This window comes from Erythrobacter sp. Alg231-14, assembly GCF_900149685.1.
Classification (GTDB): domain Bacteria; phylum Pseudomonadota; class Alphaproteobacteria; order Sphingomonadales; family Sphingomonadaceae; genus Erythrobacter.
Genome location: NZ_LT702999.1, coordinates 2,202,317 through 2,224,200, shown reverse-complemented (window position 1 = coordinate 2,224,200; position 21,884 = coordinate 2,202,317). Strand labels below are relative to the sequence as shown.

Below are 21,884 nucleotides of genomic sequence, written 5' to 3'. Positions count from 1 at the left end.
AATTCAAGGGGGCGATGCGAGGCTTTCTTCAATGGCCGTCACCCATTGGCCTTCGTAATAGTAATCGGCCGTGACGTATTTGCTGCCGTCGCTGCGGTGTTCCCAGCGCCAGCGCAAGGTGCCATCGGAGGACAATTGCGCGGCGGTTGCCCCGTCTTCGCCAATCGGTATGGGTGGTGGTGGCGGCACAGTGTCGCCTCGGCGAGGACAGGTTGCGACAAGCCCTTGGATCGCGTCGATAGCGGTCACAACGATATCGCCGTCTTCGCTTTGCTCTTCGCGGCGCGGTGGTTGCGGATCATCGCGCCCGGCCACGTCGTAAGTCCATTTGTAGCTGTTGTCGCTTTGACGGACCCAGGTGGTCACGTAGTTGCCGACGAACCCTTCGGCATCGACAAAGCGCCCCTGACTCATAGCAAGCGCCCCGTCACAGCTCATGACGACCGCGCGCGGCTCCCACTGATTGGAAATGTCGCTGTTCTGCAGTGCGCTGGCAATGCCGGCGAAGACCACCGGCCCGTTTCGACCGTGCAAAACAGCGCCCGGCGCGGCGTAATCGACGGCGGCCACAAATTGACCGCGCTCGCCTGCCTCACGCGCATAAGCGACTTCAGTTGCGACAATAACGCTGGGTTGGGCGGCGCCCGGCGCGTTGCTTAACGCCCGCGCGATTACCGCGTTTGACGGGCCCCGTGGCCCGCCCGAACACGCAGCAAGAGCGATGAGAGAGCCTGCGACAATCAAGTTTTTGACAGTGGGATTCATCTCAGGCTCCTATTGATCGGAGCACCGTGTGACGATTGGCAAATTTACGCAAGCTGACTGTCAATGGATCGCAGATTAAAGGCCCTTAGGCGCGTCCAGCCCAGCGTTTCGATGCGCAGCGACCACCGTGTTGCGAAGCAAAACGGCGATCGTCATCGGTCCAACTCCGCCCGGAACCGGCGTGATCGCCGCCGCGATTTCGCTGGCCTCGTCATAGGCAACATCGCCTACCAACTTGCCTTTTTCCTTACCCGGTTCCGGTGGCAATCTGTTGATGCCGACGTCGATAACCGTGGCGCCATCTTTCAACCAATCTTTGCCGATCATATGCGGGCGACCGACCGCCGCAACGACGATGTCGGCCCGTTTCACAACCGATGGAAGGTCTTTGGTGCGGCTGTGAGCGATAGTGACGGTTGCGTTCGCATCCAACAGCAATTGCGCCATGGGTTTGCCAACGATGTTGGATCGCCCGACAACAACCGCCTCTAACCCGGAAAGGTCGCCCAAACGATCTGTCAAAAGCATCATGCAGCCCAATGGTGTGCACGGGACAAAGCCCGACTGCCCGACGCTCAATCGTCCAGCGTTGATAATGTGGAATCCATCGACATCTTTGTCGGGATTGATCGAAGCGATGATCGACTGTTCATCCAGATGATCGGGCAGCGGCAATTGCACCAATATTCCATCAACTGCATCGTCATTGTTCAATTGATCGATCAACGACAACAACGCTTCTTCGCCTGTGTCATCAGGCAAGCGATGTTCGAAACTGTTCATATTCGCGGCAAGGGTCGCCTTGCCTTTGCTGCCGACATACACTTGGCTGGCAGGATCATCGCCGACCAAGACAACCGCGAGACCGGGCTTACGCCCTGCGTCTTGCGCAAAAGTGAGCGCGGTTGCGCCAACCCGTTCGCGCAGCTTGGCCGCGAAGGCTTTCCCGTCAATCCGTGTGGCGGTCATGATGTTTTGGTACCTTGTTCAGATGCGTTTCAAACGCTTCTAACGACCGCCATCAAAATTTGTAGACCGATGATCAAAACCAAGGGGGAGAAGTCGATCGCGCCGGTGTTTGGCAGGATGCTGCGGACCGGGCGCAATATGGGTTCCAACAATGCGTTGATCGAATTGTAGACCTGCGCAGCGAATTGGTTCGATTGGTTGATCACGTTGAACGCGAACAACAATCCGATCACAAATTGAATGATGATCAGCATCACAAACGCGTTGAGAATAATTCCGAGTACTTCGACGAGGAGTGGCATGGTTTTTTCCGTGTACCTTATGTTCTGCGCGCATCCCGTAATGCCCGCCAAGTGGATCTATAAGTGCGTCCCTTTAACGGCGTATTACCCTACTAATACGCCTGACGCTAGTGTCTTTGCAAAATGTCGGCCCATCGGCCTTGATCGGATCGCCTACGCCTTGACCAGAGTACCGGCACCGCGCGCCGTGAAGAATTCCAGCAACATCGCATGGCCAACACGTCCATCGAGGACAACCGCCGCTTCGCAACCGGATTCAACCGCCGATACGCATGTTTCCAATTTGGGCACCATGCCGCCTTTGATCACGCCATCGTCGCGCAATTTGGCGATGTCTTTGGGGGTTAGGTCGGTCAACAATTCGCCGTTCCCGTCCAACACGCCGGCCACATCGGTCAACAGGAACAAACGCGCCGCGCCCAATGCTGCGGCAATCGCGCCCGCCATAGTATCGGCGTTGATGTTGTAGGTTTCCCCATCATCGCCCGGCGCGATCGGGGCGATAACCGGGATCATGCCTGCGGCAACAGCGGTGTCGATGACACTGGTGTCGACCTTTGCGGGCTCACCCACAAAACCCAAATCCACGACACTTTCGATCAAGCTTTCGGGATCGCGGGTTGTCCGCGTCACTTTGCGCGCGGTGACCAATCCGCCATCTTTGCCGGATACGCCCAACGCTTTGCCGCCGGCATTGGAAAGCCAGCCGACCAATTCTTTGTTGATCGCGCCCGACAAAACCATCTCTGCAATCTTCGCGGTCGCCTCATCGGTGACCCGCAAACCATCAACAAATGTGCTTTCGACGCCCAATCTGCTCAACATTTCGCCGATTTGTGGTCCGCCGCCATGGACCACAACCGGGTTGATACCGACGGCTTTCAACAAAACGATGTCTTCGGCAAAATCACGCGCGGCCTGTTTGTTGCCCATCGCATGGCCGCCATATTTCACCACAAAGGTGCGCCCGGCATATCGCTGGAAATACGGCAATGCCTCGATCAGCACCTCGGCTTTTGAAAGGTCGAGCGCGCGCGCATCAGAATTGGAAGAATCGGATTGTGTTGTCATGGTCTGCTTTACCGTTGGGCGTTGGTGTCCGCCCATAATGGATGAACAGCGCGCCACCTAGCGCCTTCACAGCTTAAGGGGAAGCAGGGGCAGGCCGAGGCATTTTTGCGAAATTTGCACTTGGCAACGTAACCAAATGCTGTTTCGGTGCGAACCGCCCGATGAAAGGCGCGTTCTTTATGCGCCGTTCGGATCAACCTGGATGGAGGAATTCACTATGAACACCCGTTTTAAAGGCTCAATCGCTCTTGCCGCCGCTGCTGGCTTGGCCGCTGCATGTTCCGGCGGTGCCGATGCACCAGCTGAAGCCGCTGATACAGGTGCCGAAGGCGCCGAAACAACGGCAGCCGCCGACGAAGGCGCGAAAGAAAAATGCTACGGCGTTTCGCTTGCTGGCGAAAATGACTGCGCCGCTGGCGAAGGCACAAGCTGCTCGGGTACAAGCGTTGTCGATTATCAAGGCAATGCCTGGCAATATGTCGACGCTGGCACTTGCGTAGACACCGAAACGCCAACCGGCACAGGTTCGCTTGAGCCAATCGAAGCCTAATTCGATTGTGATGATGCGCGGGTAATTCGCAGCGTCATCAACGACGATACAAAGAGCCGCTCGGGATAGGATCTCGGGCGGCTCTTTTTGTGGAGCTTATTCCAACGTGCTGTTAGACTTTGCGCCATGGCCCGCCTGCACAAACGATCCCGCCCCGCCAATCGCCGGTCCCGCAAACGATCGCGCAGCCGGTTTGCCGATTGGTGGGTGATTTGGCGGATGCCGATCCTGCTTTTGATTGTGATGGCGGTTTGGTGGTTTGGGTTTAGGCCTGACCCCGAGGATCGCGATTGGGTCAACATCGATCAACCCTTTGCCCTTTGCGGCGAACGAAGCGCCGGCAGCGCGCGCGAATTGGGTTGTGTGGTGGACGGTGACACGGTTGTCATCGGATTTGGCCAAAACCGCCGGCGCATTCGATTAACCGGTTTCGACACGCCAGAGATGGATGGATCATGCCCGGCGGAGACCGCTTTGGCGGATCGTGCGCGAGTTCACCTGCGCCAATGGCTAAACGCCGGGGCGTTTGAATGGACCGGCGGTGTTGATCCTCCGCGCGATCAATACGGCCGCGAATTGCGCGAAGTGCGGCGCAGGATTGACGATTCATCGCGCGAATATCTTGCCGATACGATGATCTATGCGGGCCTCGCATCGGACAATGGATGGGGGCGATCGGGCGAAGATTGGTGCCCCTAAACACACGCCGACCCAAACGCTCACAAATCGAGGGGGCTTGCTCAAACGCACGCGACGCCTAATGTGGCAGCGATTTTTACAATCAGTCATGCAAAAAGGGGATACGCCATGACCACACCAAGCACCCAAAATAACGGGTTTGACCTAAACCAACCCACCATCATTTCGCTGCTCTATCTCGCGGGCTTTTTGACCGGTGGATTGACCTCGCTAGTCGGCATTGTGCTGGCACATGTGTGGCAAGGCGACAATCAAGATGAATGGGCGGCGTCGCACTTTTCCTATCTCATCCGGACATTCTGGATCAGCCTCGTCGGCTTCGTCATTGCGTTTGTATTGATGTTTCTTTTGATCGGGTTTCTTTTGTTCCCGCTCCTTGCCATCTGGGTTGGCGTTCGCAGCGTGATGAGCCTGATCAAGGCCCAAAAACAAGAGCCTATGCCGGATCCGGCAACGCTTCTTATCTAAAGGCGTCCGGCGGCTGAATAGTCGCACCAGTATCGATCGTGCCGATCTCGTCTGTTGCCACAGCGGGATCGGCACGATGTCGTTTGGCCCCGTAAGCAGCCGCGGCAAAGCATTGCGCGACAAACAGGATTACGAACGCTACACCTGTGTCATGACCATTTTGACCATGACGACACCGCGCCCGATCATCCTTGCATCGATTGCGCCCACTCTATTCCTGACCGGTTGCGAAGAACCCACGGCCGTGGCGCCTGATCCGGCGCCGCAATCCGAATTTTTCGCCGCGCTCTCAACCCATTGTGGCAAGGCCTATTCCGGCTCTTTGGTCAGCGCGGATGAGGTCGATGCCGATTTCATCGATGCCGAATTGGTGATGTATGTCAGCGAATGCAGCGAAGATCGCATCGCGGTTCCGTTTCATGTGAAATTGGATGGGCAAGAATGGGACCGTTCGCGCACATGGTTGATCACTCGCACCGAAGATGGATTGCGCCTTAAACACGATCACCGCCACGAAGACGGCGAAGATGACGCAGTCACCATGTATGGCGGCGACACGGCGGATGCTGGGTCGGCGGGTGCGCAAAGCTTCCCCGTCGATCAGTTCAGCATCGACATGTTCGAGCGCGAAGGACTAACCGCGTCGGTCACCAATGTTTGGACGGTCGAGGTGGATCCGGCGGGAACCGAAGATGCGCGCTACGTCTATCAACTCAAACGCACGGTCGTAGGCGGCGCGCCAGAGGAGCGATTGTTCCGAGTGGAATTTGACTTGAACCAAGAAGTCGAAGCACCACCAGCGGCGTGGGGTTGGGAATAGACAAAAAGAAGGAACAGACCCATGACCTACGGAGGCAATGATCAGCCACCCGCATCGCCATACTCACCTGCGGGCGGAGCGAACAAGGGCCTAACCTTTCAACGCCCAGCGATCGTAGCGATATTGTTCTTGGTCAATATTTTGGTCGGGTTTTCGGTCTTTGTCGGTTTGGTGCTGGCCTATATTTGGCGCGGCGAAGCCGACACGGAAGAATGGGAAAAGACCCATTACACCTATCTCATCAAGACATTCTGGATTGGATTTGTAGCCAGCGTGATGGGGATGTTCCTTTGGTTCAGCAGCTTTTTCACCATGGTGGCAATGAGTGGCGATCCTTCTCCTCCAGGCCTTGCCCTTTTCTCCTTGTTCTTTGGGATGATGTTTGGCTGGCTCGTTTTAGCAGGGTGGTTCTGCACCCGGTGCATCTTGTCTCTGGTCAAGGCGGGCAACCGCCAGCCCATGCCAAAGCCAACGACTTGGTGGTTTTGAAGCGGCCTACCAGAAATAGACAAGCGCAGCGAGACAAGCGCAAAGCTGGATCATCGCGATCATATGCAGGTGTTTGCTAAACGGTTTTTTGCGCGTTTTGTGCCGGAACAGCGCGCGACCGGCATAGGCGCCGATAATCCCGCCAAAAAAGGCGAGCTGCAATAAAGTGGCCTCTGAAACGCGGCGTTTCCCATTTTCTGCAAACGCTTTGTCGATGCCAAATGCGGCAAAGGCTGCATAATTGATGGCGCAAAGGAACACCAATGCAATCGCAGGATCGGTGAGCAATCGGATTGTATTCATGGTCGATTATCCTGATGCTCTGTCGTGCCGGGCCGCATCGATTACGGAATACATTACCGCACGATTTTACAGTTCGCTGAATTGAGCGTACCCCATATTCCAACGGGACGTCAGCGATGGGATGAGCGCAAGAGCGTATCGCTGGACTGCAGAGAATGAGAAACGGTGTCGAGCTATTGCTCACGCTGTCTCCCGAACGCTGACGTTACCCCGTCCAAATCAATTGTGGTCGCAAAGTCACTTTGTTTTGGGGGAACCTTACTATGAAATTCTATTCAGCAATTGCCGCGTCGACCGCCTTGTTGATGGCGACAACCGCGCATGGCGAAGCGCACGAAGAATCCACCGAATCCGATGGGCCAAGCGTGTACACGATGAATGCCACGTTTGAGACAACCATGATGGTTGGCGGCGTTGGCGGAGAGGGCGATCAAGTCTTCGCCGCGGCTTGGGCAGAGAACATCACCATCTCCTCTCCTGCAGGATCCAACGAAATCACCGCACAGTGCGCGGGCATGGATCAACCAGCCAACTCGCTTTTCGATCGCCATTTCACATGCACGATGGAAGATGGCGGCGGCCAATCGGGTGCGGTCCTTTATGGCTGCAACGTGGAAAATGATGCGGCCAATGAAATGAGCTGCGTCGGATATTTCCAGGGCAAAGAAGGCGCGATTGCAGGCAAAGTGCACCTGATGACAGCCTATTACTGGTTTATGGCCGACGGCACCGGAAAAATGGAAGGCTCTGGCCACGCCCTTCGGTAACGGCATAAAAAAGGGCGGCAGCGCTTATCAACGCTGCCGCCCTCTTTATGCATTCCCGCCCGGATAAAGCGGGCTTAAAATGAGTGGATCACTCCGCCGCTTGGACTTCGCCAAACATGTCCGGGCCGCTCTCTTCGGTTTCGTCTTCGTTCACGGCTTTCGCCTTTTGGCGTTTGTCGAAGCTGGACCAGACATTGTTCCAATCGCCCGTCGTCGCGCCTTTTGAATATTCGGTCGCGCGGGTTTCGAAGAAGTTGGCGTGCTCCACACCGTTCAACAATGGCGTGAGCCATGGCAGCGGGTGATCTTCGATCATGTAGACCGGTTGCAGGCCAAGTTGCTTCAAACGCCAATCGGCGATGTAGCGGATGTAGCGTTTGATCTCTGTCGCGGTCATCCCGTTCACCGGACCCATTTCAAACGCAAGGTCGATAAAGCTGTCTTCGAGACGCACCGTCTTTTGACAGACGTCGATAATGTCCTCCTTCACCGCCTTGGTCAGGCAGTCACGCTCTTCGCAGAACGTGTGGAACATTTTGATGATGCCTTCGCAGTGGAGCGATTCGTCGCGGACCGACCACGATACGATTTGGCCCATGCCCTTCATCTTGTTGAAGCGCGGGAAGTTCATCAACATTGCGAACGACGCGAACAATTGAAGCCCTTCGGTGAAACCGCCAAACATGGCGAGCGTGCGGGCAATGTCTTCGTCGGTGTCGACGGTGAATTGCTGCATGTAATCGTGCTTGTCCTTCATTTCCTCATAATCGAGGAACGCGCTGTATTCGCTTTCGGGCATGCCAATCGTGTCGAGCAGGTGGGAATAGGCCGCGATATGCACAGTCTCCATATTGGAGAACGCGGTCAGCATCATTTTCACTTCGGTCGGTTTGAACACACGGCCATATTTGTCGTGGTAACAATCCTGCACTTCGACGTCGGCTTGCGTGAAGAAACGGAAGATTTGGGTGAGCAGGTTGCGCTCATGCTCGGTGATTTTTTGCGCCCAATCGCGGCAATCTTCACCAAGCGGCACTTCCTCTGGCATCCAGTGGATTTGTTGTTGGCGTTTCCAGAAGTCGTAAGCCCAAGGATATTCGAACGGCTTGTAGGTCTTACGGGCTTCGAGCAACGACATGTTGTGCATCCTGATTTCGTGTTGGTGGACCCTTATAGGGAAACAGAGTCACGAACCCTAGACAAGAAGGGATGATTCGGCGGGGATAAACCGTGCTAATTCTGAGTCGAACCGATTAAGTCGGAGCGATCCCAGCTGCAATTGTGACCATCGGGTCCGCCCTGGCCCGGCCCCATCCCAGTGACGATCGCATTATTGTACCATAAACTTGCAAAATGCGCATCGCACTTACCGCAAATTAAGCACACGCTCTTATTCAGCCCTTGATGGGAATCATGGAACCCCTTTCGCCCACTGGATACGCCAGTGGAGACCCAATCGACCTCGCCACAGCCGAGGAACGATTGGCGCTACCCGAAGGAATCGATAGCGATCTGGTCGAACAAATCGATCAAGACGGATTGCCTTTGCGGCAATGGCCGGCGGCGGTCGCCGAATTGTACCATGCGACCGTCACCAGTCGTTTGTATCAAGAAGGCCACTTTCTCTTCCTTCTTGGCCTGCTGACGTGCCTCGCCACGATCGTGGTCGACGTTTTGATCAATCCGGCGATGGTGCCCGAAGGCGTGGCGCTGCGGGTGTTGGCGGTGGCTCCGTTGACGTTGCTTGGCCTTATGGCTGGCACACGGGGTTGGACCAATTTGCTCGCCTTTTGCGTGGGCGCATCGCCCATCGCGTTTATCGCGGTGGTCGTGCACCTTGCCGTCCACCTGCCACCGGACCTTTCGCCACGCTATATCAACGCAACGATATTGATCGTCGGTTTGGCCAACGTCATGCTGCCCTATTCGCTGCGCGGTTTGATCATATTCGATTTGTCCGCGTTGGTGGTGGCGATGTTGATGTTGGTCCTAGGCGGGGTGGATTTTGCGACTCAACATTTGGATACAATTGCCCTCTTCACTCTGGTTGCAGGGGCAACAATTCCGGTGGCGTCGCAGTTTGAAAGCCTGCGCCAAAGCAATTTCCTGCTGACATTGCGCGCGCAATGCGCCGGGCGCGAACTGTTAGAAGCCAACGCTGCGCTTCACACCCTTTCGGAGACCGATCCATTGACCGGAATCTCAAATCGACGGAGCTTCGAACGACAATTTGAGACGGACATTGTCGCCCCTGGGTTCAATGGGCGGATCGATGACCGGATTGCTTTGATGATGATTGATCTCGATCACTTCAAATCCTTCAACGATGCGCACGGCCATCAGGCAGGCGATTCGTGTCTGAAATTGGTAGCTAAGGCTCTGGTCGATATTTTCGACGAAGCGGGCGGCGTTGTGGCTCGATATGGCGGCGAAGAATTTGTCGCCGCTTTGCGTGTGCGCGATTCGAAGGAGATCGTCGCGGTCGCCGAAGACGTCCGCCGCTCGATTGCCACCGTCCTCACCCCCGTCAGCGAAAGCGACCGATCGTTGATAACGGCGTCGATCGGCGTGGGTGTGGCCCCGGCATCGGCGATGCTGCCTCGCGAAGAATTGATCGAAATGGCCGACGCCGCTTTGTACAGCGGTAAGGATGCGGGTCGAAACCGGGTCGAAGTTGTCGAAGCAGAGCCCGCTTTCGGTCGAGGCGGCTAAACCACGATCCCTAAAAGAGCCGCAGCTCTATCAATCCAAAGAAACCGGTCTCGCACAAAGGCATATCGAATGCCGCATTGGGCATCAGTTTATGCGCGCCTTTTGGCGGCTTTGACCAAACCTTTGGAACGCTTGAATTGGGATTTTTGGGTGACCAGCGCAATGGCTCGGCCGGGTGCAGGTGTTGTCAGATAACCCGGCGCATCGGCAATGTGGACGCGGCGCGTTTGAATTCATCGCGCGCAGCAGACCATTGTTCCGATGACAGCAATTTAAAGACGCGTTCGGGCAAGGGTTTTAGAAACTCCATCCCAACACGATCGCCTTGGCGCCATACGACTTCGGCGTCATGCGGGCCGGTCTCTGCGATCAAGACTTTGATGAAACTGCCCAATTCCAAACCGTGGCGCGGATCGTCGACTCGGCATCCACCCAATGAAAGGTCATCGATCTTAATATCCCACTGGAGCCCGCGCGCGGTTTTGCACGAACCAGTTGCACGAGAAGGCACACGATCAGATTGGCGAGCTTGCATAGTGTATATTGATGTAAGCCAATTTGGTTAAAGAAATGCTCCGCAAAGCGGTGGGCTTTGCGGAGCAGTATCTTGGTATCAACCAAAGGCTGAAATCGAGTTTTACTTGCGGCCTATTACTGACAACTGAGGCATTCCTCATAATCGGTCTGTTCCGCGTTCGCAGACAGTTCGATTTTCAGCTTCTCATCGGTGTTGTCCGCTTCGACGCCGCCAGCAAAGCCAGCGCGTTGAACCGATTTCGACCGGAGATAATAGAGCGACTTGATGCCTTTCTCCCACGCTTGGAAGTGCAGCATCATCAGATCCCATTTGTCGACATCCGCCGGGATGAACAGGTTCAGCGATTGCGCCTGATCGATGTAGGGCGAACGGTCCGCTGCGAAATCAAGCAACCAACGTTGATCGATTTCAAAGCTGGTTTTGAAGCTCGCCTTTTCTTCATCGCTGAGGAAATCGAGATGTTGAACGCTGCCACCCTTTTCGAGGATCGAGTTCCAAACATTGGTCGAATTCTTCGATTTTTTGTCGAAGATTTTTTCCAGATAAGGGTTCTTCACGATGAAGCTGCCCGATAGCGTTTTGTGCGTATAAATGTTCGCCGGGATCGGTTCGATACACGCAGACGTGCCGCCGCAAATGATCGAAATCGACGCGGTTGGCGCAATCGCCATCTTACAACTGAACCGCTCCATCGCGCCCATATCGGCGGCATCGGGGCACGGCCCACGTTCCTGTGCGAGCAACATCGACGCTTCGGATGCTTTGGCCTGAATGTGCTTGAACATTTTCAGGTTCAACGCTTTCGCCATCGCGCTTTCAAAGCCCAACCCTTTGGATTGCAGGAATGAGTGGAAGCCCATCACGCCCAATCCGACCGAGCGTTCCCGCTCTGCCGAATATTTCGCGCGCGCCATTTCGTCAGGCGCACGATCAATATAATCCTGAAGGACATTGTCGAGGAAACGCATCACGTCCTCGATAAATTGCTTATCGCCGTTCCACTCATCCCACTTTTCTAGGTTTAGCGAGGACAAGCAGCACACAGCTGTGCGGTCATTGCCAAGGTGATCAATGCCGGTCGGCAATGTGATTTCGCTGCACAGGTTTGAGGTTGAAACCTTCAATCCCAATTCGCGGTGATGTTTTGGCATCATCCGGTTCACGGTGTCGTTGAACACAATATAGGGTTCACCGGTGGCAAGCCGCGTCTCGACCAATTTTTGGAAGAGCGAACGCGCATCGACACTGCCGCGCACTTCGCCAGTCTTGGGCGATTTCAGCTCAAATTCGGCGCCATCGCGAACCGCTTCCATGAAATCATCGGTCAACAATACGCCGTGATGCAAGTTCAACGCTTTGCGGTTGAAGTCACCCGACGGTTTGCGGATTTCGAGGAACTCTTCGATCTCTGGGTGCGACACATCCAAATAACACGCGGCCGAACCGCGACGCAGCGATCCTTGCGAAATGGCCAATGTCAGCGAATCCATTACACGCACAAACGGAATGATGCCGCTGGTCTTGCCATTCAAGCCAACAGGTTCGCCAATACCGCGAACATTGCCCCAATAGGTGCCAATGCCGCCGCCTTTTGACGCCAACCAGACATTCTCGTTCCAGGTATCAACAATGCCATTCAAACTGTCAGAGACAGAATTGAGATAGCAGCTGATCGGGAGACCGCGCGATGTGCCGCCATTCGAAAGGACCGGCGTCGCTGGCATAAACCAAAGGCGCGAGATGTAATCATAGATGCGTTGGGCGTGATCTTGATCGTCGGAATAAGCGTCGGCAACGCGAGCAAACAAATCCTGATAGGATTCACCTGGCAGGAGGTAGCGATCCTCGAGCGTTTCCTTACCAAATTCGGTGAGGTTGGCATCGCGCGACGCGTCGGTTTCGATCGTGAAACGACGATCGTTCACTTTCTTGCTGTCGGGTGCCGCTTGTTCTTTCGCAGCCGCTGTCATGGCATTGCCCAGCGCCTCTGCGCCTTTGGTCGCGATAAGTTGTTCGCTCCCCATGTCAGACTTTTCCATCGCTACGGCCTTCTCGTTTGAGGTTGAGACCTCCCCAGTGTCGGAGCCAGTCCCAGAATCGCTCAACACTTCATCACTCGCTTTGAATTCCATTGTCGCCCCGTTTGCCTTCTTTGCATCGTGGTCTGCTTCGCGAATCGTGTTTCTCGTTTCTCTATAGCTGAAAAACGTCAGTGTTCCGATTCTGTTCCGCATCCCTATATCGACAGATTATCACCCGATTTTGCCCAAAAGGCCTACGAGTTTGCCCGCCGATGCTTCCTCAACTCGGTGTTTGCCGCCCAATTCTTCGGTGAATCCTCCCCCGATCATGCCACGCAGTTCACGTTGGAGCACGGGGTCGATTACAACGATTTGGGGGTTCATCCCGAACCTAACCACTAGATCATGAATCACCTGTCGAATCCGGTCAACGGGTGATTAACCCTATTTCTGCTGAAATTGCCGGTGTGTTAGTCGACTGCACCACCGCGACGCGTGGTCAAAGCTTGAGTCGTCACCTGCGCAAGCCCCAAAGTGAATCTGTGAAGAAAAATTTGGTGATTGAATCATGTGAATCAATCTGAGAATCTTTTGTCTCATTTGCCGCAATTATGTTGCGCGCGTGATCGGATGGGAGGATCGGGCGATGTTCAAAACCGTTGTGGAAGCAGCGTTAAGCAAAGCGATCCACTTTGCCGATCGCCATGAACGGCGAATCGCCTTGGCCGGAGCCATTTGGTTTGTGATCTCAATCGCAGCTTGGATGCCACAAATACCAATTCCGAAAGTGCCCTATGTCACCGATCGCGATTCGTGGATTGCATCCGCGGTGTGGAACACAGCGTGGTGGGCTATCTTACATCCAATGTTGGACCGGCGACGCACAGAAATGCGCGCCGCCCAACCCGACAACGATCTGTCATCGCAAAGCGATGCGTTGGACTAAGCGGCGACCGGTGCGGTCGCGCGAGCGGCCTTCGCATGCAAGGTGATTTCATCGGCAAGCCGATTGACCAAATCAACCGGTAGATCATGCCCCCAACCCGGAATCGTAACCAATTTCGCGCCAGGAATGTGTTCCGCCGTCGCCTTGCCCGCATCCAACTTAACCAGAGGGTCCGCTTCGCCGTGCAACACCAAAGTCGGCGTTGTGATCCGGGTTAACCGGGCGGTGCGATCACCGTCGTCGATGATCGCTGCAAGCTGTCGCGGAAGGCCGGCGGGATAGACGCTGCGCTGAACCCCGCTCAACACACGCGCCCGCAACGCTTCGGGGTCGGGGCGATATCCGGGGCTGCCAATGTGATGCGCAATTTCGATGCCGCGCTCCACCAAGCTGTCCTCATCCATTGAATTGAGGGGCGCGATCAAAACCTCCATCGCGGCCTTATCGGCCTGTGGCAGTTTAGGATTGCCGGTGGTCGACATGATAGATGTCAGCGACAGCAATTTGTCCGCATGGTTCACGGCCATCAATTGCGCGATCATGCCGCCCATCGATGCGCCAACGACATGCGCCTGACCAATGCCCAATACCTCAATCAACGCCGCCGCATCGTCGGCCATATCGCGCAAGGAATAGGGAACCTTAGCCGGCCAGCCGATCCGTTTCCGGATCACTTGCCATGCCAATCCCGGCGCACGTGCGCCTTCCAATTTCTCTGAAAGTCCGATGTCTCGATTGTCGAACCGAATGACACGATACCCTTTTGCCACCAAGGCATCGACAAAATCCTGGGGCCACATGGTCATTTGAGCGCCAAGGCCCATAACCAATACGATCACTTCGTGTTCTGGGTTGCCATGATCGTCGTAAAACAGCGACATTCCGTTCGCATTGATATGCGGCATTGATAGCTCCTCACTCGCCCTCTTTGCGGGGCTTGAATTTCCCGATCGCGACAAAAGCCGGTTTAGGACAGCAGATCAAGCGTTTCGCCAAACACATCACAGATTATCGCATCATAGCCATTGCACACCGGCAATTCCAAACCTTGGAAAAACCCGACAGATGCGAAAATACCTCTATAAATCAATAGCTTGATAAACCCCCTTCAACCACCCTGTTGGACAAACCAAATTCCGCGATTGAAGAAGACGACAATGCTATCCCTGCACTACAGACACCGCTTTGTGGACCAATCGGATCGGCATGTTGTTGAACGCGATTTCGCCTAATGTTGGCAGGGGATGATGGCTTGGCGTTGATTCGCCGCGCCGTGGGTCAAGATTGCGGACGCCAATCGGGGCCGCCAATGGGAAAATCGCGCGCCTCTAGTTGATCGAGCACGCCATCTTGCTCGGCTAGGACGCGTAAGGGCACAACCGCCAATGTGACGCCATCCGCATTCGCCGCGTCGGCGATCATCGACACCCATTGCCCGCGAATTTCCTCGCCCAGATCGGGGTCCGCCCACGGCCAACATGTGCCCAGCGCAACCTCCAACGGATTGTCCATCACAGCGGGCACATCGAACCTGCGCCAATCGTTGCCGCGCGCCTCTATGATGGCCTGCCCTTGTTCGGTGGCACTCATCGCCGCCTCTAGGCACGGAATGTGGCTGGCGGGATCGGCATCGGCGAGATTGTCGAGCAAATCCTCGCCACGAAACCGCTCTGGCCGATCAATCGGCACATCGGCGCGGTCCGCCGCTTTGCGCACCACATCGGTGGCGTCTTTGGTCGTGTCATCATCGAAATCGAGCCGCCGCGCGAGCAGATCGAACCCCGTCATCAAAAAGCTGCGCCGATCATAATCGATATCATATTCAGCTTCGAGTGCGGCGAGCCGCGCGCGCTGATCCGCGTTCAGATAATCGGCGGCGACACGGCCATCGGGCAATTTGGTAAAGCGCCCACCGCGAAAGATCAGGCGAAAGACATCGCCAGGCGAAAATTTGGGCCGCGCGCGCAGGATCACCTGCTGCGCCTCTGCGGTGGCTTCCTCCAACCGATCCGGCTGCCACGGCGTGCTTTCCGGCACAGCGGCAATTTCCCCGACAAGGATGATGGTGCCGGTGGGAGTCTCAATCGTCCACATCGGCGCGCCAGACCGCTGAGCCGTGACGACGATTTGGTTTTGGGTGGGGGTGGTATCGGATTGAGCAGCCGCTGGGGACGCGAAAATCAGTACTGCTATTGCGGCACGTGAAAAAGACATAGTCATTCGATGGTGCGTAGCGGGGGTAGTATTACATCCAGCTGTACGGGTTACTCTCTAGGTTGGTCGCAAAGATCATGGCGGTAACCTCGGGTCGAAATAGGAAACCCGCCCCATTTTTCCTCAAACAATTGTTTGAATTCAGCACGAAATTTGTCGTCGCCATTGGTCGTCGCAGTACCCACAATAAGCATTGCGTGACCTGGTTCCCATTTGCCCGGGTGATTGACCGAAATCTTGGGTCCTAAGAATCTGCTGGCGGCGACATCAACCCCCATGTCCCGGTCCGTGAGGTTATGTCGTTCGAGAAACGCAATCACATCATCTTCGATAAGGTGCCGCTGATCAAAATCCTCCAAACAGACGGCAGCACTATAATCTGGACCTCCGCCTGAACAACCTTCCAATAGGAGAAGGCTGATGAGCATCGGATATTTCAAGGCACCAACACCGTATCGCGCACCGACGTCTTCAGCTCCGGATAGTCGAGCGTGTAATGCAGCCCCCGGCTTTCCTTGCGAACCAAGGCTGAGGTCACAATCAGCTCGGCTGCTTGCAACAGATTGCGCAGTTCGATTAGGTCGGTGGTCACGACGAAGCTGCCGTAATATTCCTCCACCTCTTGTCTGAGCAGAGCAATGCGGTTTTGGGCGCGTTCCAGCCGCTTGGTCGTGCGCACGATACCGACATAATTCCACATGAACCGGCGAATCTCGGTCCAGTTTTGTTTGATCACAACTTGCTCGTCAGAGTCCGACACGCGGCTTTCATCCCATGGCAAGATCGCCGGCGGGTCTTCCAATTCGTCCCATCGAGCCAAGATGTCTTCCGCCGCCGCTTCGCCGTAAACAAAGCATTCGAGCAAGCTGTTGGACGCCAGCCGGTTCGCGCCGTGCAGGCCGCTTTCGGTGCATTCTCCCGCGGCCCACAGCCCGGGCAGATCGGTGCGCGCTTTCAAATCCACGATCACGCCGCCGCATGTGTAATGCTGTGCGGGCACGACCGGGATCGGGCCGGTCGTCATATCAATGCCAAGGCCGCTCAATTTCTCATAGATCGTGGGGAAATGTTCGCGCACGAATTCGGGCGGTTTGTGGCTGATGTCTAGGTGCACGTAGTCTAGGCCGAAGCGCTTGATCTGATCATCAATTGCGCGCGCGACGACATCGCGCGGGGCCAGCTCCATCCGCTCCGCATCGTAATCCGCCATGAACCGGTGACCGGTTTCTGGGTGAAGCAAGTGCCCACCTTCGCCGCGCACGGCCTCTGTTACGAGGAAGTTTTTGACTTCCAGATTGTAAAGGCATGTCGGGTGGAACTGCATCATCTCCATGTTGGAGGCGCGCGCGCCCGCTCTCCATGCCATGGCGATCCCATCGCCCGTCGCGCCGCGCGGGGCGGTTGAGAATTGGTAGACACGGCCCGCGCCGCCCGCAGCAAGGATAGTGGCGCGCGCAGTGTGGCGTTCAACCCGGCCGGTTTCTTCATTCAAGGCATAAACTCCCCACACGCGCCCGGCGGCAGAGAATTTTTCGCGGTGGCGATCGGTGATGAGGTCAATCGCGGTGCGCGCCCCGAGCATGGTGATGTTGGGGCTGGCCTCGGCGGCTTTTAGCAAAGCTTCTTGCACAGCCCAGCCGGTTGCATCGTCGACATGAACGATCCGGCGGTGCGAATGCCCCCCTTCGCGAGTTAGGTGCAGCGCGTCTTCATCGCGGTTGAACGGGACGCCCAATTCGCACAGGCGATCAATGCTGGCCGGAGCCCTTTCAATCACAAATTCAACGGATTCTCGATCGTTCAAGCCTGCGCCTGCGACCATCGTGTCGCGCACATGGTTCTCAAACGTGTCGCCAGCGTCCAAAACGGCCGCGATGCCGCCCTGTGCCCAAGCGGTTGATCCGCCGGTCAGCGTCCCTTTCGCCAAGACAAGAACGCGTTTCGATGTCGCCAATTCCAACGCCGCCGTTAGGCCCGCAGCGCCCGAACCGATAATTATAACGTCGTAGGGGGCGTCCGTTACGCCGGGCGTATCGTCGTGATAGTTTGATGGTTTTCCCATCCCATAGGCAATGGCGCGGGCGGGATCGCATGGCAAGGGCGCGCTGAAATCCGAAGCTCAATTGATGTCGCGTTGGATGCGGCGGGGCATGTCGAGGAAACGCAAAGATGGTTAAATTTAGCTTATCCATTCCCCTTAGGTTCTGAGAATGAAAGCTGATCTAATTTTCAATTCTCAAACGGAACGCTCCTCACCGCGCCGGCCAGATTGGCGGCACAATGACCGGCGTTGACCGGGTGCCAATGCTAAACCTTTGATTGTGGGAAATTGCCTGTATGTCTTTGATCTCTCCCATCTCTTGTCTTGTTGGGCGACACGAACCGCAAAGGCGCCGTGTCGAATGGGATGGTTTTAGCTATATCGGCCATTGCCGGCATTGCGGTAAGGACATCGAACGTATTTCTCACCGCAATTGGAAAGAGCGGCTCTCACAAGCATCGTGATAGAGCCTACAGAGACCGCCGTCTGCTAAGGGGCGTAGCAATCCAAATCCATTGCGACGCTCACAGGGCCGGAATACTCTTCACCAATCGCGGTAAGGTTGTCGTCAATTCGGCTGAGCGACCGATCCATATTATGCGTTAGAACCACACGCCCCGGTGCCAGTGCCCCTGCGAGCGTCCCGATTTCCGCCGGCGTGCGGTGCAGACCGCGCGGCTGGCCGGCTTCGCCATTGATGACGTGGTGCGCCAGTAGAATATCCGGCTTTGACCCGCGCAACGCCTCTTCGAAAGCGAACGAGCGCCCGCTTTGATCGCCGGTTATCACAACCGTTTTCCCGCCAATCGAAATTTCATACCCCAATGCCGGGACAAAGGCGTGATCCACCGGCAAAGCGATCACAGAATAGTCATTGGACACATCCAGCCCGGTCGGTTCAGCGGTCCCTTCGCGTGTTTCGATATCGCGCACGCTCAATTGCGGCTTGTTCTCTGTGCCGTCGCCATATCCACCATTATAGGCGAAAGCGCCCGCATCCTTGTCCAACAACCGCGCGACAAATTCGCTTGTACTGGGAAAGCGCGGTGCGCCGGTTGGCCCGGCAACGATCAAGGGTTCACTGCGCCCCTCGAAGCCGCCCGAATTTAAGACATCGATTACATCGCCGGCATGATCGGCGTGAACGTGGGTCAAAAGGATCGCGTCGAGCGTGGCCAATTTTCCGCCCGCTTGCGCGTACCTTAGAAAGCTGCCCGAACCGGCATCAATCAACAATCGTGGTTCACCATCGATCCAAAGCAAATAGGACGTGGCCGCGCGCGCTTCGCCGTTAGTCCCTGTCGGCATTTCGGCAATGGGTCCCCCGCTGCCAAGCACTTGGATGGCGGCCCCTTCGGTCGGGCAATTGGCGGGCTGTTCCGCACGCGGAAATGTTGATGACGCGGCGGCGTCTTCGGGCCCGTTTTCGGATGTGTTGGCGAAAAAGCATCCGGTTAGGGACAATGCGCCCAGCGACGCGACAACCAAACGACCGATCAACATCCGCATACGCCTTCCTAATTCTGCGCGCTGGTCAATTGCACAAAGACATCTTCGAGGTCCGCCTCCCGCGTGGTGACATCCTCGATCGTCAGACCCTGTTCCTGCAATATCGCCAAGACTTGGCCCGCATTCATCTGGTCTTTGTCATATGTAACTTCGACACCGCGTTCGCCGGTTTGTTCAACCTTTGCAAAAGCATCGTGCGTCGGTGCCGCGTTCAGATCATCGGACAATGTCACCGCGACGATTTTCTCGCGCGCCATGTTGACCAGATCGCGGGTCGGCTTGTTCGCGATTAATTCGCCATGATTGATGATGGCGATGCGATCGCACAATTCTTCGGCTTCTTCGAGGTAATGCGTGGTCAAAACGACCGTCACCCCTTCGCGGTTCAATTCGGTGACCAATTCCCACAATTGCCGGCGCAATTCGACATCAACGCCCGCGGTGGGTTCATCAAGAACAAGGATCGGTGGCGAATGGACCATCGCTTTGGCGACCAGCAATCGCCGCTTCATCCCACCGGACAAAGTGCGAGCATAGGCATTGCGTTTGTCGGCTAACCGCACCGCCGCAAGCAATTCTTCGCTGCGCCGCAACGCCGCCGGTATGCCGTAAAACCCGCCTTGGTTTTCCAACACTTCGAAGGGGGTGAAAAACGGGTCAAACACGATCTCTTGCGGAACGATACCAATCGCGCGGCTGGCGTTGCGGCGTTGCGCGTCAATGTCGAAACCCCAAATCTCGGCAGAGCCGCTGGTTTTGTTCACCAACCCAGCCAGCACGTTGATCAACGTGGATTTTCCCGCCCCGTTTGGGCCCAACAGGCCAAAGATCGACCCTTCGGGCACATCAAAGCTAACCCCGTTTAGCGCGAGTTTGCCTTGAGCGTCTTCGCCCTTCGCCCCTTTGGGTGCGGCATAGCGTTTGACGATGTTGTCGATGCGGATTGCAGGTGGGTTCATGCCCTTTGCCTTAAAGATGGGGCGCGATCACGCAAGGTGCGAGTGCGATGAATTGCATACGTCTAGCCCATGGATAGGTGCGATTCGGCGATTGAAAAGTGCATCAGGCACGATTACTGCGCTGATCTATGAACACCGCAACGCCAGAAACCGTAACCGTCGACAAACGCCGCGTCAGCTGTGACGGAGCGAGCGCCATTCGCGGCGGCTCCGATTACCGTCCTGCCGCACTTGGCCATCCGCGTGTCTATCTGGAAATTGATGAACGCGGCTTTGTTGATTGTGGCTATTGCGATCGGCGCTTCGTCCTAAAAGGCGGCCCCGCCGACATAGCGTAACACTCTGGTGCGAACCTCGAACGATACCTTCGATCAGGCATGCTCGGCAATCGCATTAATCAAAGGCGCCCGATCAAGCCTTGATCTTTGGCGCGTGCCAATGGTTTCGCCGAGGTAAGCGCGGCATCAAATCATTGTTAACATATGCGCGGTAATACCAATTTTCGTATGGAATATCGCCTTACCCCTTTGACCGTGTGGTTTAAGCACACAGCCGTGTTGATAGCAGGATTGACGCTGGCCATGGTGTCCGGTGCCGCCGCCGCGCAAGAGGCGACGGAAGATTCCGACGCGCAGGCGTTTCTTGTCACTCCGCTCAGCTTTGTGAAACAGTTTGACCTCGATTACGGCACGATCATTCCTGGAAACACCCCCGGCACCGTTACGATGGATTCCGCTGGCACTGTCACGACGACCGGCGGCGTGCTCCAAGTTGATGGCACGCAAACCCCGGCTTTGTTCTGGGGATTTGGGGCGTTTCTCCAAACGGTTTTGATCAACTCTGATTCCAACACCTATGTCCTTACCCGCGAAGGTGGGACCGAAACGATGTTGATGGATCAGGTTCTGATCGGCAGCCAACCTCCGATCATTATCAACACCAATCCGCGTCGGTTCCGGATCGTCAATCCTGACGGATACTTCTCCTTCACGATTGCAGGCCGCCTCCAAGTCGGCGCCAACCTGCCGCCGGGGACATATGCCGGCGAATTCACCATTCAACTCGAATATGAGTGACTACAATCGGCTTAAGCCGGTTGCCATCACACCTATAATTCGTTGAACGCTCATCCAGCGTTCAGCATTGTAAGGTATTGTCGCACTCCTAATCCAGAGGAGAGCCCGATGACAAAACCCCTCACATCCCCGATTCGCAACCGCGCATACACGACCGCCAAATTGACTATGGCTGGCGGTGTTGCCGCTTTGGCCTTTGTCGCGGCGCAACCCGCCGTGGCCGACGATCACAGCGGCGCCGATGAAACCGCCGAGATGACCGAAGGCGAAGCGCGCCTTGCCGATATGCTCGAAGGGCGAGTGGCGGGCGAACCTCAAAATTGCATTCGTGTCCGTCCGAATTACCGACTGACCACGATTGACGACACGGCCTATGTCTATGGCCGCGGTCGGACAATCTACGTGCAACGCACAAGCCGCCCCGAAGATATCGATGATGGCGATGCGTTGGTTTCGCGCCGTTTCAGCGGCACGCAACTGTGCCGCCAGGATGTCGTCAATACGATTGATCCGGTTCTCGGGTTCTTCACCGGTGCTGTCTTTTTCGAAGAATTCGTCCCCTACACCAGAGTGGATGAAGAAGACGCAGGCTGACGTCGCACAAACACAAACAAACGCGTTTGAAAGGGCGGCCCAACGCGGGTCGCCCTTTTTCGTGGGGACCT

The 21,884-nt window shown here is 56.0% G+C and carries 26 protein-coding genes; 11 read left to right on the top strand and 15 right to left on the bottom strand.

The window, feature by feature from the left end; translation table 11 throughout:
- Positions 1-3: 3 nt before the first annotated feature.
- The 4 genes from BQ8290_RS10650 to argB form a co-directional block, all read right to left on the bottom strand.
- On the bottom strand, positions 4-765 hold the full coding sequence (locus BQ8290_RS10650; protein ID WP_108790017.1) for a hypothetical protein: 762 nt from the start codon (positions 763-765) through the stop codon (positions 4-6).
- Positions 766-840: 75 nt separating this feature from the next.
- Positions 841-1,734: a bifunctional methylenetetrahydrofolate dehydrogenase/methenyltetrahydrofolate cyclohydrolase FolD gene (folD, locus tag BQ8290_RS10645; protein ID WP_108790015.1), complete on the bottom strand. Its 894-nt coding sequence runs from the start codon at positions 1,732-1,734 to the stop codon at positions 841-843.
- 29 nt (positions 1,735-1,763) lie between these two features.
- Positions 1,764-2,036 (bottom strand): YggT family protein, encoded by a 273-nt coding sequence (locus BQ8290_RS10640; RefSeq protein WP_108790013.1) that lies wholly within the window; start codon positions 2,034-2,036, stop codon positions 1,764-1,766.
- 153 nt (positions 2,037-2,189) lie between these two features.
- Positions 2,190-3,107: an acetylglutamate kinase gene (gene argB / locus BQ8290_RS10635; RefSeq protein WP_108790011.1), complete on the bottom strand. Its 918-nt coding sequence runs from the start codon at positions 3,105-3,107 to the stop codon at positions 2,190-2,192.
- A 217-nt stretch (positions 3,108-3,324) separates the two neighbouring features.
- On the opposite strand from argB, the gene BQ8290_RS10630 reads away from it, so the two are divergent.
- From BQ8290_RS10630 to BQ8290_RS10610, 5 genes are all read left to right on the top strand, one after another.
- Positions 3,325-3,657, top strand: coding sequence for a BufA1 family periplasmic bufferin-type metallophore (locus BQ8290_RS10630; protein WP_108792291.1), 333 nt, complete (start codon positions 3,325-3,327; stop codon positions 3,655-3,657).
- 126 nt (positions 3,658-3,783) lie between these two features.
- Complete coding sequence (locus BQ8290_RS10625) at positions 3,784-4,356, top strand: hypothetical protein (RefSeq protein WP_108790009.1); 573 nt, start codon at positions 3,784-3,786, stop codon at positions 4,354-4,356.
- Positions 4,357-4,464: 108 nt separating this feature from the next.
- A complete protein-coding gene (locus tag BQ8290_RS10620; protein ID WP_108790007.1) occupies positions 4,465-4,824 on the top strand; it encodes a DUF4870 domain-containing protein in 360 nt (119 codons plus the stop codon).
- Between the two features lie 76 nt (positions 4,825-4,900).
- Positions 4,901-5,644 (top strand): hypothetical protein, encoded by a 744-nt coding sequence (locus tag BQ8290_RS10615; protein WP_337661321.1) that lies wholly within the window; start codon positions 4,901-4,903, stop codon positions 5,642-5,644.
- A gap of 21 nt (positions 5,645-5,665) precedes the next feature.
- Positions 5,666-6,133, top strand: a complete 468-nt coding sequence (locus BQ8290_RS10610; RefSeq protein WP_337661320.1) for a DUF4870 family protein — start codon at positions 5,666-5,668, stop codon at positions 6,131-6,133.
- A 6-nt stretch (positions 6,134-6,139) separates the two neighbouring features.
- Here BQ8290_RS10610 and BQ8290_RS10605 read toward each other — a convergent pair whose 3' ends face one another.
- On the bottom strand, positions 6,140-6,436 hold the full coding sequence (locus BQ8290_RS10605) for a DUF1294 domain-containing protein (RefSeq protein ID WP_108790005.1): 297 nt from the start codon (positions 6,434-6,436) through the stop codon (positions 6,140-6,142).
- A 263-nt stretch (positions 6,437-6,699) separates the two neighbouring features.
- On the opposite strand from BQ8290_RS10605, the gene BQ8290_RS10600 reads away from it, so the two are divergent.
- Positions 6,700-7,203, top strand: a complete 504-nt coding sequence (locus tag BQ8290_RS10600) for a hypothetical protein (protein WP_108790003.1) — start codon at positions 6,700-6,702, stop codon at positions 7,201-7,203.
- A gap of 88 nt (positions 7,204-7,291) precedes the next feature.
- On the opposite strand, the gene BQ8290_RS10595 is transcribed toward BQ8290_RS10600, so the two are convergent.
- Positions 7,292-8,341, bottom strand: coding sequence for a ribonucleotide-diphosphate reductase subunit beta (locus BQ8290_RS10595; RefSeq protein ID WP_108792287.1), 1,050 nt, complete (start codon positions 8,339-8,341; stop codon positions 7,292-7,294).
- Between the two features lie 275 nt (positions 8,342-8,616).
- On the opposite strand from BQ8290_RS10595, the gene BQ8290_RS10590 reads away from it, so the two are divergent.
- Complete coding sequence (locus BQ8290_RS10590; protein ID WP_337661319.1) at positions 8,617-9,915, top strand: GGDEF domain-containing protein; 1,299 nt, start codon at positions 8,617-8,619, stop codon at positions 9,913-9,915.
- 187 nt (positions 9,916-10,102) lie between these two features.
- On the opposite strand, the gene BQ8290_RS10585 is transcribed toward BQ8290_RS10590, so the two are convergent.
- From BQ8290_RS10585 to BQ8290_RS15185, 3 genes are all read right to left on the bottom strand, one after another.
- Entirely contained in the window at positions 10,103-10,450 is a 348-nt protein-coding gene (locus BQ8290_RS10585; RefSeq protein ID WP_108789999.1) for a PilZ domain-containing protein, read from the bottom strand.
- A gap of 116 nt (positions 10,451-10,566) precedes the next feature.
- The gene (locus BQ8290_RS10580) at positions 10,567-12,585 is read right to left on the bottom strand and encodes a ribonucleoside-diphosphate reductase subunit alpha (RefSeq protein WP_108792285.1); all 2,019 of its coding nucleotides are present in this window, start codon (positions 12,583-12,585) and stop codon (positions 10,567-10,569) included.
- Positions 12,586-12,705: 120 nt separating this feature from the next.
- Positions 12,706-12,858, bottom strand: coding sequence for a hypothetical protein (locus BQ8290_RS15185; protein WP_337661318.1), 153 nt, complete (start codon positions 12,856-12,858; stop codon positions 12,706-12,708).
- A 262-nt stretch (positions 12,859-13,120) separates the two neighbouring features.
- On the opposite strand from BQ8290_RS15185, the gene BQ8290_RS10575 reads away from it, so the two are divergent.
- Positions 13,121-13,420, top strand: coding sequence for a hypothetical protein (locus tag BQ8290_RS10575; RefSeq protein WP_337661317.1), 300 nt, complete (start codon positions 13,121-13,123; stop codon positions 13,418-13,420).
- On the opposite strand, the gene BQ8290_RS10570 is transcribed toward BQ8290_RS10575, so the two are convergent.
- From BQ8290_RS10570 to BQ8290_RS10545, 6 genes are all read right to left on the bottom strand, one after another.
- Positions 13,417-14,325, bottom strand: a complete 909-nt coding sequence (locus BQ8290_RS10570; protein ID WP_108789995.1) for an alpha/beta fold hydrolase — start codon at positions 14,323-14,325, stop codon at positions 13,417-13,419. The two genes, BQ8290_RS10575 and BQ8290_RS10570, sit on opposite strands and share 4 nt — an antisense overlap.
- Positions 14,326-14,698: 373 nt before the next feature.
- The gene (locus BQ8290_RS10565; protein WP_337661316.1) at positions 14,699-15,634 is read right to left on the bottom strand and encodes a TraB/GumN family protein; all 936 of its coding nucleotides are present in this window, start codon (positions 15,632-15,634) and stop codon (positions 14,699-14,701) included.
- A gap of 50 nt (positions 15,635-15,684) precedes the next feature.
- Positions 15,685-16,074 carry a hypothetical protein gene (locus tag BQ8290_RS10560; RefSeq protein ID WP_337661315.1) on the bottom strand — a complete coding sequence of 130 codons (390 nt, stop codon included), beginning with the start codon at positions 16,072-16,074 and terminating at the stop codon, positions 15,685-15,687.
- Positions 16,071-17,696 (bottom strand): L-aspartate oxidase, encoded by a 1,626-nt coding sequence (gene nadB / locus BQ8290_RS10555; protein ID WP_108789989.1) that lies wholly within the window; start codon positions 17,694-17,696, stop codon positions 16,071-16,073. The genes BQ8290_RS10560 and nadB overlap by 4 nt, the downstream gene beginning before the upstream one ends.
- A 468-nt stretch (positions 17,697-18,164) precedes the next feature.
- The gene (locus BQ8290_RS10550; RefSeq protein WP_108789987.1) at positions 18,165-19,184 is read right to left on the bottom strand and encodes an MBL fold metallo-hydrolase; all 1,020 of its coding nucleotides are present in this window, start codon (positions 19,182-19,184) and stop codon (positions 18,165-18,167) included.
- Between the two features lie 8 nt (positions 19,185-19,192).
- On the bottom strand, positions 19,193-20,143 hold the full coding sequence (locus tag BQ8290_RS10545) for an ATP-binding cassette domain-containing protein (protein ID WP_108789985.1): 951 nt from the start codon (positions 20,141-20,143) through the stop codon (positions 19,193-19,195).
- Positions 20,144-20,271: 128 nt separating this feature from the next.
- Between BQ8290_RS10545 and BQ8290_RS10540 the strand changes: the two genes are divergently transcribed.
- The 3 genes from BQ8290_RS10540 (at position 20,272) to BQ8290_RS10530 (ending at position 21,813) form a co-directional block, all read left to right on the top strand.
- Positions 20,272-20,481 carry a zinc-finger domain-containing protein gene (locus BQ8290_RS10540; protein ID WP_108789983.1) on the top strand — a complete coding sequence of 70 codons (210 nt, stop codon included), beginning with the start codon at positions 20,272-20,274 and terminating at the stop codon, positions 20,479-20,481.
- 144 nt (positions 20,482-20,625) lie between these two features.
- Positions 20,626-21,219 (top strand): DUF4402 domain-containing protein, encoded by a 594-nt coding sequence (locus tag BQ8290_RS10535; protein ID WP_108789981.1) that lies wholly within the window; start codon positions 20,626-20,628, stop codon positions 21,217-21,219.
- Between the two features lie 108 nt (positions 21,220-21,327).
- Positions 21,328-21,813, top strand: a complete 486-nt coding sequence (locus tag BQ8290_RS10530) for a hypothetical protein (RefSeq protein ID WP_108789979.1) — start codon at positions 21,328-21,330, stop codon at positions 21,811-21,813.
- Positions 21,814-21,884 lie beyond the last annotated feature (71 nt).

Excerpts from the sequence above, each read along its gene's own strand:
- BQ8290_RS10545 (WP_108789985.1), bottom strand. The coding sequence starts at position 20,143 with ATGAACCCACCTGCAATCCGCATCGACAACATCGTCAAACGCTATGCC.
- BQ8290_RS10575 (WP_337661317.1), top strand. The coding sequence starts at position 13,121 with ATGTTCAAAACCGTTGTGGAAGCAGCGTTAAGCAAAGCGATCCACTTT.
- BQ8290_RS10530 (WP_108789979.1), top strand. The coding sequence starts at position 21,328 with ATGACAAAACCCCTCACATCCCCGATTCGCAACCGCGCATACACGACC.
- BQ8290_RS10600 (WP_108790003.1), top strand. The coding sequence starts at position 6,700 with ATGAAATTCTATTCAGCAATTGCCGCGTCGACCGCCTTGTTGATGGCG.
- BQ8290_RS10565 (WP_337661316.1), bottom strand. The coding sequence starts at position 15,634 with ATGTCTTTTTCACGTGCCGCAATAGCAGTACTGATTTTCGCGTCCCCA.
- BQ8290_RS10640 (WP_108790013.1), bottom strand. The coding sequence starts at position 2,036 with ATGCCACTCCTCGTCGAAGTACTCGGAATTATTCTCAACGCGTTTGTG.
- BQ8290_RS10595 (WP_108792287.1), bottom strand. The coding sequence starts at position 8,341 with ATGTCGTTGCTCGAAGCCCGTAAGACCTACAAGCCGTTCGAATATCCT.
- BQ8290_RS10580 (WP_108792285.1), bottom strand. The coding sequence starts at position 12,585 with ATGGAATTCAAAGCGAGTGATGAAGTGTTGAGCGATTCTGGGACTGGC.
- BQ8290_RS10540 (WP_108789983.1), top strand. The coding sequence starts at position 20,272 with ATGAACACCGCAACGCCAGAAACCGTAACCGTCGACAAACGCCGCGTC.
- BQ8290_RS15185 (WP_337661318.1), bottom strand. The coding sequence starts at position 12,858 with ATGAACCCCCAAATCGTTGTAATCGACCCCGTGCTCCAACGTGAACTG.
- BQ8290_RS10615 (WP_337661321.1), top strand. The coding sequence starts at position 4,901 with ATGTCGTTTGGCCCCGTAAGCAGCCGCGGCAAAGCATTGCGCGACAAA.
- BQ8290_RS10570 (WP_108789995.1), bottom strand. The coding sequence starts at position 14,325 with ATGCCGCATATCAATGCGAACGGAATGTCGCTGTTTTACGACGATCAT.
- BQ8290_RS10585 (WP_108789999.1), bottom strand. The coding sequence starts at position 10,450 with ATGCAAGCTCGCCAATCTGATCGTGTGCCTTCTCGTGCAACTGGTTCG.
- folD (WP_108790015.1), bottom strand. The coding sequence starts at position 1,734 with ATGACCGCCACACGGATTGACGGGAAAGCCTTCGCGGCCAAGCTGCGC.
- BQ8290_RS10610 (WP_337661320.1), top strand. The coding sequence starts at position 5,666 with ATGACCTACGGAGGCAATGATCAGCCACCCGCATCGCCATACTCACCT.
- BQ8290_RS10550 (WP_108789987.1), bottom strand. The coding sequence starts at position 19,184 with ATGCGGATGTTGATCGGTCGTTTGGTTGTCGCGTCGCTGGGCGCATTG.
- BQ8290_RS10620 (WP_108790007.1), top strand. The coding sequence starts at position 4,465 with ATGACCACACCAAGCACCCAAAATAACGGGTTTGACCTAAACCAACCC.
- BQ8290_RS10605 (WP_108790005.1), bottom strand. The coding sequence starts at position 6,436 with ATGAATACAATCCGATTGCTCACCGATCCTGCGATTGCATTGGTGTTC.
- BQ8290_RS10630 (WP_108792291.1), top strand. The coding sequence starts at position 3,325 with ATGAACACCCGTTTTAAAGGCTCAATCGCTCTTGCCGCCGCTGCTGGC.
- nadB (WP_108789989.1), bottom strand. The coding sequence starts at position 17,696 with ATGGGAAAACCATCAAACTATCACGACGATACGCCCGGCGTAACGGAC.
- BQ8290_RS10625 (WP_108790009.1), top strand. The coding sequence starts at position 3,784 with ATGGCCCGCCTGCACAAACGATCCCGCCCCGCCAATCGCCGGTCCCGC.
- BQ8290_RS10535 (WP_108789981.1), top strand. The coding sequence starts at position 20,626 with ATGCGCGGTAATACCAATTTTCGTATGGAATATCGCCTTACCCCTTTG.
- argB (WP_108790011.1), bottom strand. The coding sequence starts at position 3,107 with ATGACAACACAATCCGATTCTTCCAATTCTGATGCGCGCGCGCTCGAC.
- BQ8290_RS10590 (WP_337661319.1), top strand. The coding sequence starts at position 8,617 with ATGGAACCCCTTTCGCCCACTGGATACGCCAGTGGAGACCCAATCGAC.
- BQ8290_RS10650 (WP_108790017.1), bottom strand. The coding sequence starts at position 765 with ATGAATCCCACTGTCAAAAACTTGATTGTCGCAGGCTCTCTCATCGCT.